Here is a 15,621-nt window from a genome sequence, read left to right as displayed (position 1 = left end):
GGTGCGGGTTGACGCTTTAGGGGTGTTTCGGTGACCCCGTTGCGTCTGTGTTGCCGGTGAGCACGGCGAGCAGCTTGGTGGCTGGAGGGCACCCCCTGGTGGTTGTGCGGGGGCGGTGGATTGTTGCCTGTGAGCACGTGAGTGAGACTCCTGTTTTGTTTTCGCCCTCTCCGAAACACGCTCCACCACAAGATATCTGGACGGAAAGGGTGTGATCGGCCATGGAGGTGATCCATCCGCGGTGCGCGGGCATTGATGTGTCGAAGAAAGACGCGAAGGTCTGCGTTCGGGTTCAGGGCCGAGGGCGGCGTGGCACGTCGACAACGGTCAGTACGTGGGGGTCGACCACCGGCGAGATCCTGGCGTTACGCGAGCATCTGCTCGCTGAGCGGGTCTCCTGTGTGGTGATCGAATCCACCTCCGATTACTGGAAGCCGTTTTACTACCTACTCGAAGGCCAGCTGAACGTGATGCTGGTCAATGCCAAGGCGGCGCGCAATGTGCCCGGGCGCAAGACCGATGTCTCGGATGCGGCGTGGCTGGCCGATCTGGGCGCCCACGGGCTGCTGCGCGCCTCGTTTGTGCCGCCGGAGCCGATTCGGGTGTTACGCGATCTGACCCGGGCTCGCACCACCATCACCCGGGCGCGCACCAAAGAGATTCAGCGGCTGGAGAAGCTGCTCGAAGACACCGGAATCAAACTCTCCGCGGTGGCCTCCAACATCGTCGGAGTCTCCGGGCGGGCAATGCTAGAAGCGCTGATCGCCGGCCAACGCGATTCGGTGGTCCTCGCTGATCTGGCCAAACAACGGATGCGTCAAAAGATCCCAGCGCTCACCGAGGCGCTGCGCGGACGGTTCACCGAGCATCACGCCTTTATGGTGCGGTTGTATTTGGATCGCATCGATGCCCACACCGCCGATATCGCCCGCCTGGATGCACGCATCGAGGAGGCGATCGCTCCCTTTCGACCCATCCGGGAGTTGCTGATGAGCATCCCGGGCTGGTCGCGGCTGGTGGCCGATGTGTTCATCGCCGAAACCGGTGCGGACATGAGCGTATTTCCCACCGCCGCGCACCTGGCGTCGTGGGCCGGGTGGTGCCGGGCTGCGACGAGTCAGCAGGCCGGGTCAAATCGGGCGCCACCCGCCCGGGCAACCGTCACCTTAAAGCCGCGCTCGGCGTGGCAGCCCTGTCGGCCGCTCGCACCAAAGACACCTACTACAGCATCCGCTACCGGCGCATCGCCGGCCGGCGCCGGGCCGCCCAATCGCGCAGAGACAAAACCGCCGGTATGTCGATCGCCGGCCAGATCGCCCTAGTCTCCATCGAACACAAGATGCTCACCGACGCCTGGAACATGCTGACCAACGGCGCCTTCTACCGCGATCCCGGCCCCGACTACTACACCCGACACCAGCCCGGCAAAGCCAAGGCACGAGCCATCAAGCAATTGGAGAGCCTGGGATACAAAGTCACCCTCGAGCCACCCACCCAAGCCGCCTAACACCTAATGCCAGCGACTCATCAGCAAGGGGTCGCCTCATTTTCGAGTGAGCCGCAAAAGCCCCTTCTTCTCGGCGTGTCACGGGACTTTTGCGTCTGTTCGCCAGAGTTAGTTCGGCAGGTTCTCCGGGTGCAGCATCTCGGCGTAGCGCAGCGGTTCCGGGATCCCGAAGCCGTCGACCAGCGTCTGGGCATACGGTCGCAGCGCCCGGCACCGGTCGTTGATGCCGCGGGTGACCGCCTTGGCCCGGTCGGTGGACAGGAACCGGTGCTCGATGTACCAGGCCTTGTCGTCCTCGATTACCGACAGCGCATACAGGTCGCACACCAAGTCGAGCACGTGGCGGGCTTCTTCGTCCTCACACGAGTCGATGCCGGCGACGAAGGCTTCTAGGACCACCCGGTCGACGTGCGCGCTGGCGGCGTGCAGCACGTGATCCTGCACCGCGTTGAACGCGTCGAACTCCGACATCTCGTTGGACTTGCCCTGTAGCCGGCGGGCGACCGACGACAGCAGATACTCCTCGCGGTCCTCGAACATCTTGACCTGGGTGCCGCGGTTGAACAAACTGCCCTCTTCCTCGCTGTCCTGGCGGGCGTCGACGACGGTTTGGATGATGGCCTCGGCCGCAGTGCGTTTCAGCACCCGGGTACCGACCGTGTTGGCTGCGAAGCGAACCCACTCGACGGGGCTCATACTGCGAATGTCGTCGGCGTAGGCGGTCAGCAGCTCCTTGGCCACCAACTGGGTCAGCACGTGGTTGTCGCCCTCGAAGGTGGTGAACACGTCGGTGTCGGCGCGCAGCGCGATCAGCCGGTTCTCGGCCATGTAGCCCGCCCCGCCGCAGGCTTCCCTGGCTTCCTGAATCGCTCGGGTGGCATGCCAGGTGTTGGCCGCCTTCAGCCCGGCCGCGCGGGAGGCCAGCTCGCGCTGCTCCTCGGCGTCCGGTTCGTCGGCCGTTTGGATGTCGTGGCACTTGCCGACCAGCTCGTTCTGCGCGAACTGCAACGCGTATGAGCGTGCGATCAGCGGCAGCAGCCGGCGCTGGTGCACCAGGTAGTCCATGAGCAGCACTTCACGCTCGTCGCCGGGTGCGCTGAACTGCCTGCGCTGCAAGGCATATCGGGTGGCGATGTCCAGGGCGACGCGAGCCGCCGCGCCCGCGCTGCCGCCCACTGTGATCCGTCCGCGCACCAGCGTGTCAAGCATGGTGAAAAACCTGCGGTTGGGGTTCTCGATCGGCGAACTGTAGGTGCCGTCCGGGGCGACGTCGCCGTATTTGTTCAGCAGGTTCTGCCGCGGGACGCGGACGTGGTCGAACACAATGCGACCGTTGTCGACGCCCGGCAGGCCGCCCTTGTACAGGCAGTCTGAGGTCGTCACCCCAGGTAGATCGTTGCCGTCGGCGTCTCGGATCGGAACGATGAAGCAGTGCACGCCGTGGTTGACCGGCGCACCGTTCTCCGTGGTGATCAGCTGCGCGAATACCGCTGCGACCCTGGCGGTTTCGGCTGCTCCACCGATGTAATCCTTGCGCGCGGTGGGCGTAGGGGAGTCGATGACGAATTCCTCGGTCGCGGGGTCGTAGGTCGCGGTCGTCTCCAGCGACTGCACGTCGCTGCCGTGGCCGGTCTCCGTCATCGCAAAACAGCCGCGCAGCTCGAGGTTGATGATCTTTTGCACGTACGTCCGGTGGTGGTGCTCGGTGCCCAGGTTTTCCACAGCGCCGCCGAACAGGCCCCACTGCACTCCGGCCTTGACCATCAGCGACAAATCCGACATGGCCAGCATCTCGATCTGCGTGATCGCCGCACCGAGGTCACCAGTGCCGCCATGATCCTTCTTGAAGGCGTCTTCGGCTGCGCCCGCAGCCGCCATGATCTTCATTTGTTCGGCCACCTTGGTGCGGGCGATCACGGTGTTGGGCGTGTAGTGCGGCCGGAAAATTTCGTCTGAGAGCCGCAGCCGCATCTCGTTTTTCGCGTCGCGCCAACGCCCATCGAGCGTGTTGCGCAGATGTTCGGCAATGTTTGTCGGATGTGACGCCATACCCGACGGTAACCCGCCGCTGTCGGCGCGTGGGCAGGAGTCGGTGATGTCCACCGAGCCCGGCGTCGGCTTAGATAGCGCCATGCCCATCCCAGCCTCTGATCCGCAACGGCCCTACGACGTCGGTCACCGCCATCCCGATGTGAGCGGGGGCTGGCTGCGTGCCGCCGCGTTCGGCGCCATGGACGGGTTGGTGAGCAACACCGGCCTCATCGCGGGCGTGGCCGCCGGCGGCGACGCGCACACTGTGCTGCTGAGCGGGATCGCCGGTCTGCTGGCGGGCGCGTTTTCCATGGCGCTGGGCGAGTACACATCGGTCACCACCGCCAACGAGCAGGTCCGCTCCGAAGCCCACGTGGAACGCCGCGCTTTGCGGGTGCGTCCCGAAGCCGAACGGGCCGAGCTGGTCGACATGCTTGTCGAGATGGGGATGACGGAGCAGACCGCGCAGGTCGCCACCGCCGAAATCCATCGGGACGAGAACCGCGCTGTGAACTTCCATCTGGTGCAGGAGATCGGCCTGGATCCCAGCGAGTTGCCGTCGGCCCGGGTGGCGGCCGCCTCGTCGTTCGCGATGTTCGCGATCGGCGCGGTGATTCCGCTGATCCCGTACTTGGCCGGCTACGGGTCGCTGTGGTCGGGGCTGGTATGCGGTGGGATCGGCTTGCTGATCGCCGGCGGTCTGGCCGCCCGGTTCACCCGTAAACCGGTGTGGTGGTCCGCATCCCGGCAGCTGCTTTTCGGAGCCGTGGCGATCGCGGCCACCTACCTTGTCGGTTTGCTCATCGCGACCGTGACGTGATGCGGGCCGTGAGTCGGCTGCTGGTGGTGTGCTGCCTGTGGCTGGCCGGATGCGCCACGTCCAGCACACCGGCGCCCCCGCCGTCACTGCACTACATCGGTCAGGCGCAGGTTGTGCATGCCGCGAGGTTCCGCGACACGGTCATCGGCGGCGTGTCGGCGATCAGCTACGACCCCAAGCGTCAGGTGTACTACGTGATCAGCGACGACCGCTCGGCCGTCAACCCAGCGCGCTTTTACACCGTGCGACTGTCCTTGTCGGACAAGGGAATCAGTGACGTTACCTTCACCGACGTCGACCTGCTGCTAGACGAGTCAGGCCATCCGTTTCGGCCGCTGTCGCTGCAAACGTCCCCGCCGACAGTTCCGCCCGATCCGGAAGGGATCGCCTTCGATTCGCTGCGGCAGCGGCTGTATTGGTCGTCGGAGGGCGAGCGGATCACCGACACCCCCGGTAAGCCGGTGCTGCTCGACCCGTGGATTCGCATCGCCGCGCTGGGCGGCGGCTACTTGGGCCAGTTCCAACTGCCGCCGGGGCTTGCCATGTCGGCGAATGACGCTGGGCCGCGTCGTAATTCCGCGTTGGAGGGGCTGACGCTCACACCCGATGGGCGGTTTGTGTTCGCCGCGATGGAGGAACCGGGCTACAACGACGGTGATCCGCCAGACCGCGAGCACGGCGCGTTGACTCGCATTACCAAATTCGACGTCGACACTCGGACACCGGTGGCGCAATACGCCTATCCGTTGGAGCGGGCACCCGGCTTCGATGCGTCCAACGGTGTCTCGGATCTGGTCGCGCTGTCGGATACAGCGTTTCTCGTGGTGGAACGTTCCGGCGGCGGACACCCGACGATCCGGGTTTTTCGCGCCGAGATCGGCGAGGCGACCGACGTGCTTCCCGTGCCGTCGATGGTCAATCGGCCCCTGCGCCCGATGACCAAATCACTGGCCGTCGACATGTCCGCTACCCGCGGGCTTTCGCCGCTGGACAACATCGAAGGCATCACGCTTGGTCCGAAGCTGGCTGACGGCCGCCAATCGGTGGTGTTGGTCAGCGACGACAATTTTTCGGCCGCACAGGTCACCCAGTTTTTGTTGTTTTCGATGTAGCGGAATCGACCGCGAAACCTATTCAGCGACCAGCTGGTCGCTGTCGACGAACACGAGGTTCCCACCGTCGAGCATCACGGCCCATCGTCGGGCGGGATCGGCGATGTGGTATTTCCCGACATCGACAGCTTGCCCAGCCGATTCGCCGAAATCCTCGACGACAATCCCGCGGTCCTCTTGGTCCGTGCCCGGGTATACGCGTACCCGCGAATTCACGGCCAGTTGGCCCTCGCCGTTGTCGGCGGCCTTTTCCGCTTTGCGCTTCATCAATACCCCCACCTACGCCCCCAACTCAATTGCTGGGTCAGACTATCTGGGGTATACATCTACGCCAAATCATTGTCGGGTTTTGGCAATTATCTCATTGCTGCGGCGCCGGCTCGACTTTTTTCGGCGGGGCCGGTGGACGCAGTTGCCACCACACCAAGCTTGTGGCCACTGCTCCCAAGACCAGCAGCATCGCCATGTCGAACAGCCACCGGCCAGCTGAATGCGCCCAGAGTGCGTCGTAGTCGGCCAGCGGAGCGATCGAGTGCAAGTCGACGGTGGAAGCTGAAGCCGCGAATCCCCACCGGGACGGGAACAACCACGAGACCTGCGCAACGCCGTCCCTGTCAGCCAGCGGGAACATCGCGCCGCAGAACATCAGTGACAGCAGGATCACCAGCACACCGATCGGCAGGATCAGCTGCTTGTAGCGGGCCACCCACGACAACACCAAACCCACGATCACCGAGACGATCGCCGTGGCCGTGACGCTCACGTACAGCTCGAAGGGGGCGCTGCCCAATACGACCGCGCCGCGTGTGGGTGCGCCTTTGCCGACCATCACGATGATGGTGAGGAAAGCCGTTTGCGCCGCGACGACCGCGCTGCAGACCAGAATTTTCGCGGCCAGATACGCCCATGTCGACAGCCCCAGGTATTGCTCGCGCCGGAAGATGTTGCGTTCGATGATCAGGTCGCGGATCGTCAGCGCCACCCCCATGCACACTGCCGCGACGGTGAGCACCGTCAGGACTTCAACGGGTTCGTCTGGGCCGGTGCCGTATGGGTCCGCCGGGCCCAGGCCGGTGTCGCCAGGCGCGACCAGCGCCAGCGCACCGAAGAAGAGCGGCAGGATGGTCAGAAAAATCGCGTAGCGCTGATCGCCGAAAATGAGCCAGGCCTGCCGACGAGCAGCGACAGCGATCTGACGGCCCAGGTTGAGGCGGGCGGGACGGCCGAGAGGCGCTGCCGGCCGTGGCACGGCTGCGACCGGCCGGCGTTCCAGGAAAGCCTGATGCGCGCCGTCGGGATCGGCGTTGACCAACTCGAGGATTCGCGACCAGTCGCTGGTGCCCATCGCCGCGTCGATCTCGTCCGGCGGCCCGGCGAACGCGGTGGTGCCGGCCGACGTCAGCAGCACAACCTGGTCGCAGGACCCCAGGTGACTCGACGACGTCGTCGCCAGCACCACAATCTGGCCGGAATCGGCGAGGCGGCGCAGCGTCGCGATCATCTGTCGTTCCTGCGCCGGGTCGAGCCCGGCGGTCGGTTCATCAAGAACCAGAAGCGGCGGCCGGGTAAGCAATTCCATTGCCAGCGTTGCGCGTCGACGTTGTTCGTCGGAGAGGTGGCCGACTTGCAGCGTGCGCTGCGCGGTCAACCCCAGCTCGCCCAGAACCTCGTTCACTGCCCGCCGACGCTCGTCAGCCGAGGTGCCCGGCGGTAGCCGTAGTTCGGCCGCATAGCGCAACGCTTGTTCGACGGTGAGCGCAGCGTGTATCAGGTCGCCGCGCGGCACCATCCCGACGTACCGGCGCATGTACTCGGCGTGTACGTCGTGCCCGTCCAACAAGACCTGCCCGACGCTGGGCTGCACCGCCCCGCCGAGCATGCCGACCAGCGCGGACAGGGCCGCGCCGGTCGGCCCGACAACCGCGGTCAGCGTGCCGCGGGTGGCGGTGAACGATACATCGTCGAGGAGTCGGCGCCCATCGGTGTCCAGCCCCAATTGATGGGCGCGCAGTTCGCGGGCGCGTGGTGCTTGACGGGACATCGGCGCTTCCTCGGCCGTCGACGCTGCTTCGGCCGCTGGCGCTCCCTCGGCCACCCTCTCGCCAGCCGGCAGGCGGGTGGTCGCCGCTTCCTCATGTGGCCGGGCCGCGGGGCGGGGAAGCATCTGCACCGCACCGCCAACCGGTTCCGCGAAACCTTGCCTTTCATGCTCACCTGCCTGCGGGGAGGGCGGCGTAGCTTTGTCGGCTTCCGGCTCGGAGGCAGTCGACTGCATTTCCGTGGTCGGCGAGCGCATTTCAGGACCGGGGGTTGTCTGCTCTGGCGGGGCTGGCGGGAGCACGGCGGGCGCGAGGGGCTGCTGGTCGGCCGGCGGGGGTGGAGTGGGACGGTCTTCCGGCTGGTCAAGTGGGCCCGTCGGATGCGCGGGCGGTGGTGGGGGAGGTCCGGAAGGGCCAGCCGGCGGCGACGTGGCGGGTTGGGCCGGCACTGGACGCGTCGGCAGCTCCGAAGGCGGCCCGGGTCGCGGCGAGGGTCTTTCCGGCGGGGGCGTCGAGCCGGGTGCAGATCCGGGCGGCACCGATCCTGGTGGTGCCGATCCACTGGGCGGCTCGTCGCGAGGCGGCTTACTTTCCTGCGGCGGTGGGATTCGGACCGGCCGCGTCGGTGTCTGAGAGGGCGGCTGGTCCGGCGGCTTGGGAGGTCTGTGTTGCGGCGGCGGAACGGGCGGCCGCATCGGCCGGGCGCCCGGGCCGGGCGGCGGCTGCCGCCAACCTGGCGGGGGAGGGGGCGGTCTGTGCTGAGCTTGCTGGGCGGGCTGACGACTCGCCGCCGTCGGCGGAGGCGCTGGCCGCGCGGGGCCGCGGGGTGCAGTCTTTGGCGGCCCGCCGGGCGCCTGCGCCGAGGCGCCCACCCGAAAAAGCAGTCGAGGCCCGTGCTGGGGATCGCCGACAGTGATGGTCTGGCCGTCGCGGATGTTGACCGTCGGCATCCGCGTGCCCTCGACGTAGATGCCGTGGCGGCTCTGGTCGACTGCCACCCAGTGGTGCCCAGTGAACCGCAACACGAGGTGGACGGGCTCGGTCCAGCGGCCGCCTCGATCATCGAGGCGGACGTCAGAACGGCTATCGTGGCCGACCGTGATATCGCGGCCCGGCCCAAACGTGTAACTCGTGGATCCAACCCAAACGGTCAACGGGGAAGCGAACGCCTCGCTCCGCATGGGCCGCCACCTTTCATCACCGGTCACATCGTGCCGATTGATGGTTGTCTACCCGTCTGCACAATTATCTATCCAACGGCGCGCTGCACACGCCGCGGGCACCGGCGGGTTCTTATGGCGTGATGCTGGGCTTTGGCGGCGGTTCCGAATCGTCGAGGAGTCGGCGCAGCACGGCCACGGCCTCGGTCAATACCTGGCGGTCGGCGGACCCGAGACGAGCCAACTGCGGCTCGATCGCAGATCCACGGTCGGCTCGGACGCGGCTGAGAGTGCGCAGACCAGCAGGAGTAATGCGGATACGCACCGCCCTGGCGTCCCGCGGGTCGACCGTGCGGGTGACCAAGCCTGCGTCCTCCAACCGGCGCACTTGCGTCGTCATCGTCGGCTGCGAGCAGTGGTCCATGGCAGCCAGGTCGCAAATGCGCGCTTCACCGTGCGCCTCGATGGTTGACAGCAGTCGGGCCTGCGCAACCGGCAACGGCAGCTGGATGCGTTGGGTGGCCAGCCGGTTCAGCCGGGCAACCGCCGCAAGAAGATCCGCCCCCAGGCTCGACTCGGCGCTTGCCGCGTCGCCGACCGCGGCATCGCTGGTGGGGGCGGGTGAAGGCATACTCCATGATTGCATAGCTTTGCTATGTAGATCAATCATGCCGGTGCATCGCCGGCTCGGCATCGCCCGCTGCGCCCGGCTTCGCCGCGCTTGCGATCGCCGACGGCAGTTTCCACGCGGCGACCCGCTGCGCCCGGCTTCGCCGCGCTTGCGATCGCCGACGGCAGTTTCCGCGCGGCGACCCGCTGCGCCCGGCTTCGCCGCGCTTGCGATCGCCGACGGCAGTTTCCGCGCGGCGACCCGCTGCGCCCGGCTTCGCCGCGCTTACGATCGCCGACGGCAGTTTCCGCGCGGCGACCCGCTGCGCCCGGCTTCGCCGCGCTTACGATCGCCGACGTGTGTGGGAAGGGGGAACCCATGGAGAACTGGCAGAATCAGTGCAATGACGTCGACCGGCCGGGGTAGCGCACCCGAAAAGCGGGTTCGTTCAATGCGGCCCACCGAGCTGGCACATGCAGCGGTCATGGCGGCGTTGTGCGCGGCGACCGCGATCATCGCAGTCGTGATGCCGTTCGGCGGGGCGCTCGCGCTGCTGGGCACCGTGCCGATGGGGCTGCTGGCCTACCGCTACCGCCTGCGCGTGCTGATCGCGGGGACCGTCGCCGCCGCGGTGATCGCTTTCCTGATCGCCGGCGTCGGTGGCTTTATGACGGTGGTCAACAGCGCTTATGTCGGGGGCCTGACCGGAATCGTCAAGCGTCGGCGCCGCGGCACACCCACTGTCATCGCCGCCTCGATTGTCGCCGGCACGGTTTTCGGCGCCGCACTGGTCGTGGCGTTGAGTGTGCTGGCCCGGCTGCGTCATCTGGTTTTCGACACCATCACCGCCAACGTCGACGGTATCGCGGCGGTCATGGCGCGATCCGGTCTGGACGTGCCCGCCGACCATGTCAGGCGTGTGCTCGGGCTCGTCTTGCAGCACTGGCCGTGGCTGATGCTCGGCTACGGTGTCGTCTCGATCGTGATCGTGTCGCTGATCGGTTGGTGGGCGCTGTCGCGGGTGTTGGACCGGATGCGTGGCATCCCGGACGTGCACAAGTTGGACGCCTTGACCGACAGTGGCCCCATCGCGCCGGTGCCGGTGCGGCTGGATGGCGTCCGCTTCCGCTACCCGGGCACCAATCAGGACGCCTTGCCGCCGTTGAGCCTGGAGGTGCGCGTCGGCGAACACATCGCGATCACCGGCGCCAACGGCTCGGGCAAAACCACATTGATGCTGATCCTGGCGGGCCGCGAGCCGACCTCGGGCACCGTGCAACGCCCGGGCGCCGTGGGGCTCGGCCGGATGGGCGGCACCGCTGTCGTCATGCAGCACCCGGAAAGCCAGGTCCTGGGCACCCGCGTTGCCGATGACGTGGTCTGGGGCCTACCGCCCGGCACGACGACCGACGTCGACCGGTTGCTTGACGAAGTGGGCCTCGACGGGCTGGCCGAACGTGACACCGGCAGCCTCTCCGGTGGTGAACTTCAGCGGCTCGCGTTGGCGGCGGCGCTGGCACGTGAGCCCGCGCTGCTGATCGCCGACGAGGTCACCAGCATGGTCGACCAACAAGGCCGCGACACCCTGCTTCGGATTCTGTCTGGACTGACCAAACGACACCGCACGGCACTGGTGCACATCACGCACTACGGCAACGAGGCCCAGTCCGCCGGCCGGGTGATCAACCTCAGCAATACCCGGGACAACACCGAGATGGTGGAGACGACGGCGGCGCCGGTGCCAGCCATCCCCGCCGGTGATCAAGCTGGCGCACCGGTGCTCGAAGTGACCGGCGTCGGCCACGAATACAGCAGCGGCACACCGTGGGCCAAAACCGCGCTGCGCGACGTCACCTTTGTCGTGCACCAAGGTGACGGCGTGTTGATCCACGGCGGCAACGGCTCGGGCAAGTCCACGCTGGCCTGGATCATGGCCGGGCTGACGGTGCCCACGACCGGCACATGTCTGCTCGACGGGCGCCCTACCCACGAGCAAGTGGGCGCGGTGGCGTTGTCGTTTCAAGCGGCACGCCTGCAGTTGATGCGCAGCCATGTCGACCTGGAAGTGGCGTCGGCAGCAGGGTTTTCGCCCCGCGACCACGACCGGGTGATCGCCGCGTTGGGCGCTGTCGGATTGGACGCCTCGCTGGCGAAGCGGCGCATCGACCAGCTCAGCGGCGGTCAGATGCGCCGACTGGTGCTGGCCGGGCTGCTGGCGAGGTCGCCGAGGGCGTTGATCCTCGACGAGCCGCTGGCCGGCTTGGACGCCGCCACCCAGCGGGGCCTGCTGCGGCTGCTGGTGGACCTGCGCCGCGAGCGGGACTTGACCTTAGTCGTCATTTCGCATGACTTCACCGGGCTCGAGGAGTTGTGTCCGCGCACCTTGCATCTGCGTGACGGTGTGCTGGAACCGGCGTCGACTGCCGCGGGAGGTATGTCGTGACCGCGCCCGCGTCAGCTCGTCGCCCCACCCGCCGACCCGGTCGGCCGGTTGTGCTGCTGCGGCCGGTGCCGGGGACCTCACCGATCCATGAACTGTGGGCCGGCACGAAGCTCATTGTGGTGTTCGGTATTTCGGTGCTGCTGACGTTCTACCCGGGATGGGTGTCGATCGGTTTGGTGGCTGCGATGGTGTTGGCGGCGGCCCGGATTGCCAACATCCCGCGCGGCGTGCTGCCATCGGTGCCGCTGTGGCTGTGGATCCTGATCGCCTTCGGCGGTATCACCGCCGCACTGGCCGGCGGCAGCCCGCTGATCCATGTGGGCACCATTTCGCTCGGGCTTGGCGGCCTGCTGAACTTCCTTCGGATCACCGCGTTGTCGATCGTGTTGCTCGGCTTGGGCGCTATGGTGTCGTGGACCACCAATATCGGCGAAATCGCCCCCGCAGTCGCAACATTGGGAACCCCGCTGCGGCTGCTGCGGATCCCGGTCGACGAGTGGGCAGTCGCATTGGCGCTCGCGCTGCGGGCTTTCCCGATGCTGGTCGACGAGTTCCGGGTGCTGTACGCCGCGCGTCGACTGCGGCCTCAGCAGATTCCACGCAGTCGCAGGGCACGGCGCAGACGCCGTGCGTTGGAGCTGATCGACCTGACCGCCACGGCGATCGCGGTCACGTTGCGCCGCGCCGACGAGATGGGTGATGCGATCACAGCCCGCGGCGGTATCGGGCAGATTTCAGCGGCACCGTCGCGTCCGAAACGGGCTGACTGGGTGGCGCTTTCGATCGCATCCGCTGTGTGCGGCGCCGCACTGGCAGCGGAACTGATGTTAGGCGCGTAGCGCTATCGGATCGCTAGCGCCGGGCTGCGGCGTTGGCCGCCGCTTGCGCTTTCCGCAGGGTTGCTACGACGTCGCTGCGACCCAGGAACATGTCGTCGAAATACGGTTTCAGCGCCTGATAGCCGGCCGGGAAGCCGGCACCGCCAGGCGCCGCGATGCGCGGGCCCTTCAACACCGCGAAGAACGGAGTGACGTCGACGCCTTTGGCGGTCCAGTAGTCGAAGTACACCCGCTGAGCCGAGCGCACCGCGGGAATAGCGGTACCGCGCCGGCCCAGGTATTCGTTACCCTGCCTGCTGCCCAGCCAGGCCAGCACCTGGCGCACTGCATCCGGATGTTTCGACGCCGAACTTCCAGCGGCTGCAATGCCGTTCGTGACGCTCACCCGCCCTTTCGGGCCACTGGGCAACATGGCCAGCCCCCAGCGAAAGCGGGCATGCTCAGCGACCGCCGCCAGGTTGTACGTGCCGGACTGAAACAGCGCCATCTTGCCGGCCAGAAACTGGTTGCGGCAGAAGTCACCGTTGTCGTTGGTGTCGGCCGCCGGCGGGGAGACGTGGTCGGCGTTGATCAACCCGACCAGGTAGCTGAAAGCGGCCACCGCTGCGGGATTGTCAAACGCGAACCGGTCGCCGTCCTGGAACACGCCACCGGCCGAACCGATGTAGTTCAAGTAGATGCCCTGCGGGTCGTTGGACGCGTTGTACCCCCATTGCCGAACTCGGCGGGGGTCGAAACCCGGTGTGCCAGCGTCGCGCCCGTCGGCGTCCACGGTGAGCCGGGCCAATAGCGCACGCAGCGTATCGTCACTGCCCGGGCCCCATCGCAGCGAACCCAACATGCCAGGATCGACACCCGCGGCAGCCAGCAGATCCGCGTTGTAGTACACGGCGATACCGGCGTCGGTCAACTGCGGCACCGCCCACAGCGCACCGTCACGGGTGAATTGCTCGACCACCGATGGCTCCCAGTCAGCTCCGCGAGCATCGATTTTCATCAGGCGGCCGCTGTCCGCATAGCTGGCCAGATAGGCGTTGGACAGCCAGAAGATGTCGTCGGCACTGCCGCCCGCGACATCCGTGCGCAGTGTCTCGAAGTACGTCGAGTAGGCCACCACATTGGTGCGCACCTCGATATCGGGATGGGTACGGGTGAACGCGGTGAACGATTGCCGATACGCCGCAGCGACCTGCTCGTCCCACAGTCGCACCGTCACTACCGTCTTGCCGCCACCAGGTTCATACGACCGGCCCAACAGCACCACCGTCGCAGCCAGCAACGCGGCCAGCAGCAACACCCCGGCAGCCACCAGCGTAGAAAACCTTGGCCGCCAGCTCATTTCAGGCCCTTGACAACGATCGAGCGCACGATGCGCCGCTGAAACACCACGAACAGCACAATCAACGGCACGATCGCCACCGTCGTCGCGGCCATGACCAGCGTCCACTGGGCGTTATACCGCGACTGCAATGCGGCCGTCGCCACCGTCAGCACCCGCCACTTAGCCCCGCTGGTGATCACCAGCGGCCACATGAAATTGTTCCATTGCGATACGACGGTGATCAGTGCCAGCGTGACCAGCACGGGCCGGCTCGCCGGCACAATCAGGTGCACGATCACGTCGAGGGTGTTGGCGCCGTCCAGCCGCGCAGCGTTGACCAGATCGTCCGGTATCGCGCGAAAGTACTCCCGCAGCAAGAAAATCGCGTAGGGCGAGCCGAATACGAACGGCAACACCAACGCCCAGAACGTGTTGCGCAGCCCCAGTTGGGCCATCATCAAATAGAGCGGCACCACCGTCACTGTGGCCGGTACCATCAACGTCGCGATATACACCCAGAACAACGCATCCCGGCCGGGAAATCGCAGCCGCGCGAAAGCATAGGCGGCCAGCACCGAAAAGCTCATCTGGCCAAGCAGAATCAGCGCGGTCATCAACGCGGTAACTGTCAATGCGCGGCCGAACCCAGCGCTGCCCAGATCGGCGTAGTTGCTCAGCGTGGGAGGCCGTGGCCAGGCCAGCGGGCTGGCGGTCGCGAACTGATGCGGGGAAGTGAACGATGTCACCAAGCCAAGCGCGAAGGGGGCCAATGTGATGACTGCGCCGACCGTCAGGCCGGTGTAGACAACCAAAGCTGAAGCCAGCTTTCTAGGTGAGGTCATAGCTGATCCGCCGCCGGAAGTACAGGTGCTGGACGACGGTCACGCCCACCAGGATGAGGAACAGCACCACCGCCATGACGGCGGCCCGACCGATCGCCGCCGACCCGAACGCCTCGGCATAGATGCGATGGGCTACGAGGTCGGTGCTGCCCTGCGGCCCGCCGCCGGTCAGCGCGTATACGGTGTCGAAAACCTGCGCGGCGCTGACTATTCCGGTGACCAGTACAAAGAACATCGTGGGCCGCAGCATCGGCAGCGTGATATGCCAGAACCGCTGCCAAGCGGTCGCGCCGTCAGTGCGAGCGGCGGCGTAGATCTCAGCAGGGATGGCCAGAATGCCGGCCACGAAGAACAACGCCACATAACCCACGTTGCTCCACACCACCACGGCTGACACCACCGGCAGCGCCAGACCGGGATCGGTGAGCCACTCAATGCGATGCCCCAACACGGTGCTGACCGCGCCGTCGGTGGGCGCCAGAATCCACCGCCACAACACCGCAATCGCCAGCGGCGCGCAGATCCACGGCAGCACATACAGTGTGCGGAACACCCCGCTGCCCGGCAGGCCCCGGGCCAGCAACGCCGCGGCCAGCAGCCCGAGCACCGTCTGCGTGGGCACCACGATCGCCACGAACACCAGCGTCACCAGCAGCGAGCTGCCGAACGTCCGGTCGGTCAGCACAGACCGCCAATTGTCCAGTCCGACATACTTGATCGGGCCCAGCAAGTCCCAGCGATGCAGGCTCAACCACACGACGACAAGGATCGGCAGCAGCAAGAACGCGACTACGCCGAACAGGCTGGGGGCAAGCAGCGTATAGCCCAGTGCGGTGGATCGTCGCGGCGCAGCGTCCATCGGGGCGGCTGTTCTTCCAGCTCGGGCCATGAGGGTAT

The 15,621-nt window shown here is 66.6% G+C and carries 12 protein-coding genes and 2 pseudogenes; 6 read left to right on the top strand and 8 right to left on the bottom strand.

The window, feature by feature from the left end:
- Positions 1-221 precede the first annotated feature (221 nt).
- A pseudogene (locus tag G6N15_RS00200) lies at positions 222-1,507 on the top strand (IS110 family RNA-guided transposase).
- A 108-nt stretch (positions 1,508-1,615) separates the two neighbouring features.
- On the opposite strand, the gene G6N15_RS00195 reads toward G6N15_RS00200, so the two are convergent.
- Positions 1,616-3,556: an acyl-CoA dehydrogenase family protein gene (locus G6N15_RS00195; protein ID WP_083090116.1), complete on the bottom strand. Its 1,941-nt coding sequence runs from the start codon at positions 3,554-3,556 to the stop codon at positions 1,616-1,618.
- Between the two features lie 82 nt (positions 3,557-3,638).
- On the opposite strand from G6N15_RS00195, the gene G6N15_RS00190 reads away from it, so the two are divergent.
- Together G6N15_RS00190 and G6N15_RS00185 are read left to right on the top strand one after the other, a co-directional pair.
- Positions 3,639-4,358 (top strand): VIT1/CCC1 transporter family protein, encoded by a 720-nt coding sequence (locus G6N15_RS00190; protein WP_083090120.1) that lies wholly within the window; start codon positions 3,639-3,641, stop codon positions 4,356-4,358.
- Positions 4,358-5,470: an esterase-like activity of phytase family protein gene (locus G6N15_RS00185; protein ID WP_083090117.1), complete on the top strand. Its 1,113-nt coding sequence runs from the start codon at positions 4,358-4,360 to the stop codon at positions 5,468-5,470. Before G6N15_RS00190 ends, G6N15_RS00185 begins: the two co-directional genes overlap by 1 nt.
- A gap of 18 nt (positions 5,471-5,488) precedes the next feature.
- Here G6N15_RS00185 and G6N15_RS00180 read toward each other — a convergent pair whose 3' ends face one another.
- Both G6N15_RS00180 and G6N15_RS22995 read right to left on the bottom strand, forming a co-directional pair.
- Positions 5,489-5,737, bottom strand: a complete 249-nt coding sequence (locus tag G6N15_RS00180; protein WP_083090118.1) for a hypothetical protein — start codon at positions 5,735-5,737, stop codon at positions 5,489-5,491.
- A gap of 94 nt (positions 5,738-5,831) precedes the next feature.
- Entirely contained in the window at positions 5,832-7,511 is a 1,680-nt protein-coding gene (locus tag G6N15_RS22995; RefSeq protein WP_169922543.1) for an ATP-binding cassette domain-containing protein, read from the bottom strand.
- A 269-nt stretch (positions 7,512-7,780) separates the two neighbouring features.
- Between G6N15_RS22995 and G6N15_RS22990 the strand changes: the two genes are divergently transcribed.
- A complete protein-coding gene (locus G6N15_RS22990) occupies positions 7,781-8,425 on the top strand; it encodes a hypothetical protein (protein WP_232070315.1) in 645 nt (214 codons plus the stop codon).
- Positions 8,426-8,474: 49 nt separating this feature from the next.
- On the opposite strand, the pseudogene G6N15_RS23675 reads toward G6N15_RS22990, so the two are convergent.
- Positions 8,475-8,690 (bottom strand): annotated as a pseudogene (locus G6N15_RS23675) (hypothetical protein); the annotation flags it as partial.
- Between the two features lie 112 nt (positions 8,691-8,802).
- Complete coding sequence (locus G6N15_RS00170) at positions 8,803-9,300, bottom strand: MarR family winged helix-turn-helix transcriptional regulator (RefSeq protein ID WP_083088985.1); 498 nt, start codon at positions 9,298-9,300, stop codon at positions 8,803-8,805.
- Positions 9,301-9,682: 382 nt separating this feature from the next.
- Here G6N15_RS00170 and G6N15_RS00165 point away from each other — a divergent pair, with 382 nt between their 5' ends.
- Both G6N15_RS00165 and G6N15_RS00160 read left to right on the top strand, forming a co-directional pair.
- Positions 9,683-11,722, top strand: a complete 2,040-nt coding sequence (locus tag G6N15_RS00165) for a DUF2232 domain-containing protein (protein ID WP_083088984.1) — start codon at positions 9,683-9,685, stop codon at positions 11,720-11,722.
- On the top strand, positions 11,719-12,561 hold the full coding sequence (locus G6N15_RS00160) for an energy-coupling factor transporter transmembrane component T family protein (protein WP_083088983.1): 843 nt from the start codon (positions 11,719-11,721) through the stop codon (positions 12,559-12,561). The genes G6N15_RS00165 and G6N15_RS00160 overlap by 4 nt, the downstream gene beginning before the upstream one ends.
- 13 nt (positions 12,562-12,574) lie before the next feature.
- On the opposite strand, the gene G6N15_RS00155 is transcribed toward G6N15_RS00160, so the two are convergent.
- Genes G6N15_RS00155 through G6N15_RS00145 form a run of 3 tightly spaced genes read right to left on the bottom strand, consistent with a single transcriptional unit; the run spans position 12,575 to position 15,583 of the window.
- Complete coding sequence (locus tag G6N15_RS00155; protein ID WP_083088982.1) at positions 12,575-13,900, bottom strand: ABC transporter substrate-binding protein; 1,326 nt, start codon at positions 13,898-13,900, stop codon at positions 12,575-12,577.
- The gene (locus G6N15_RS00150; RefSeq protein WP_083088981.1) at positions 13,897-14,724 is read right to left on the bottom strand and encodes a carbohydrate ABC transporter permease; all 828 of its coding nucleotides are present in this window, start codon (positions 14,722-14,724) and stop codon (positions 13,897-13,899) included. Before G6N15_RS00150 ends, G6N15_RS00155 begins: the two co-directional genes overlap by 4 nt.
- Positions 14,711-15,583: a carbohydrate ABC transporter permease gene (locus G6N15_RS00145; protein WP_139797936.1), complete on the bottom strand. Its 873-nt coding sequence runs from the start codon at positions 15,581-15,583 to the stop codon at positions 14,711-14,713. Before G6N15_RS00145 ends, G6N15_RS00150 begins: the two co-directional genes overlap by 14 nt.
- Positions 15,584-15,621: the final 38 nt, after the last annotated feature.

It is taken from the genome of Mycobacterium noviomagense (genome assembly GCF_010731635.1).
GTDB lineage: Bacteria > Actinomycetota > Actinomycetes > Mycobacteriales > Mycobacteriaceae > Mycobacterium > Mycobacterium noviomagense.
The sequence above is the reverse complement of the archived record's forward strand: the minus strand, read 5'-3'. Positions and strand labels throughout refer to the sequence as shown.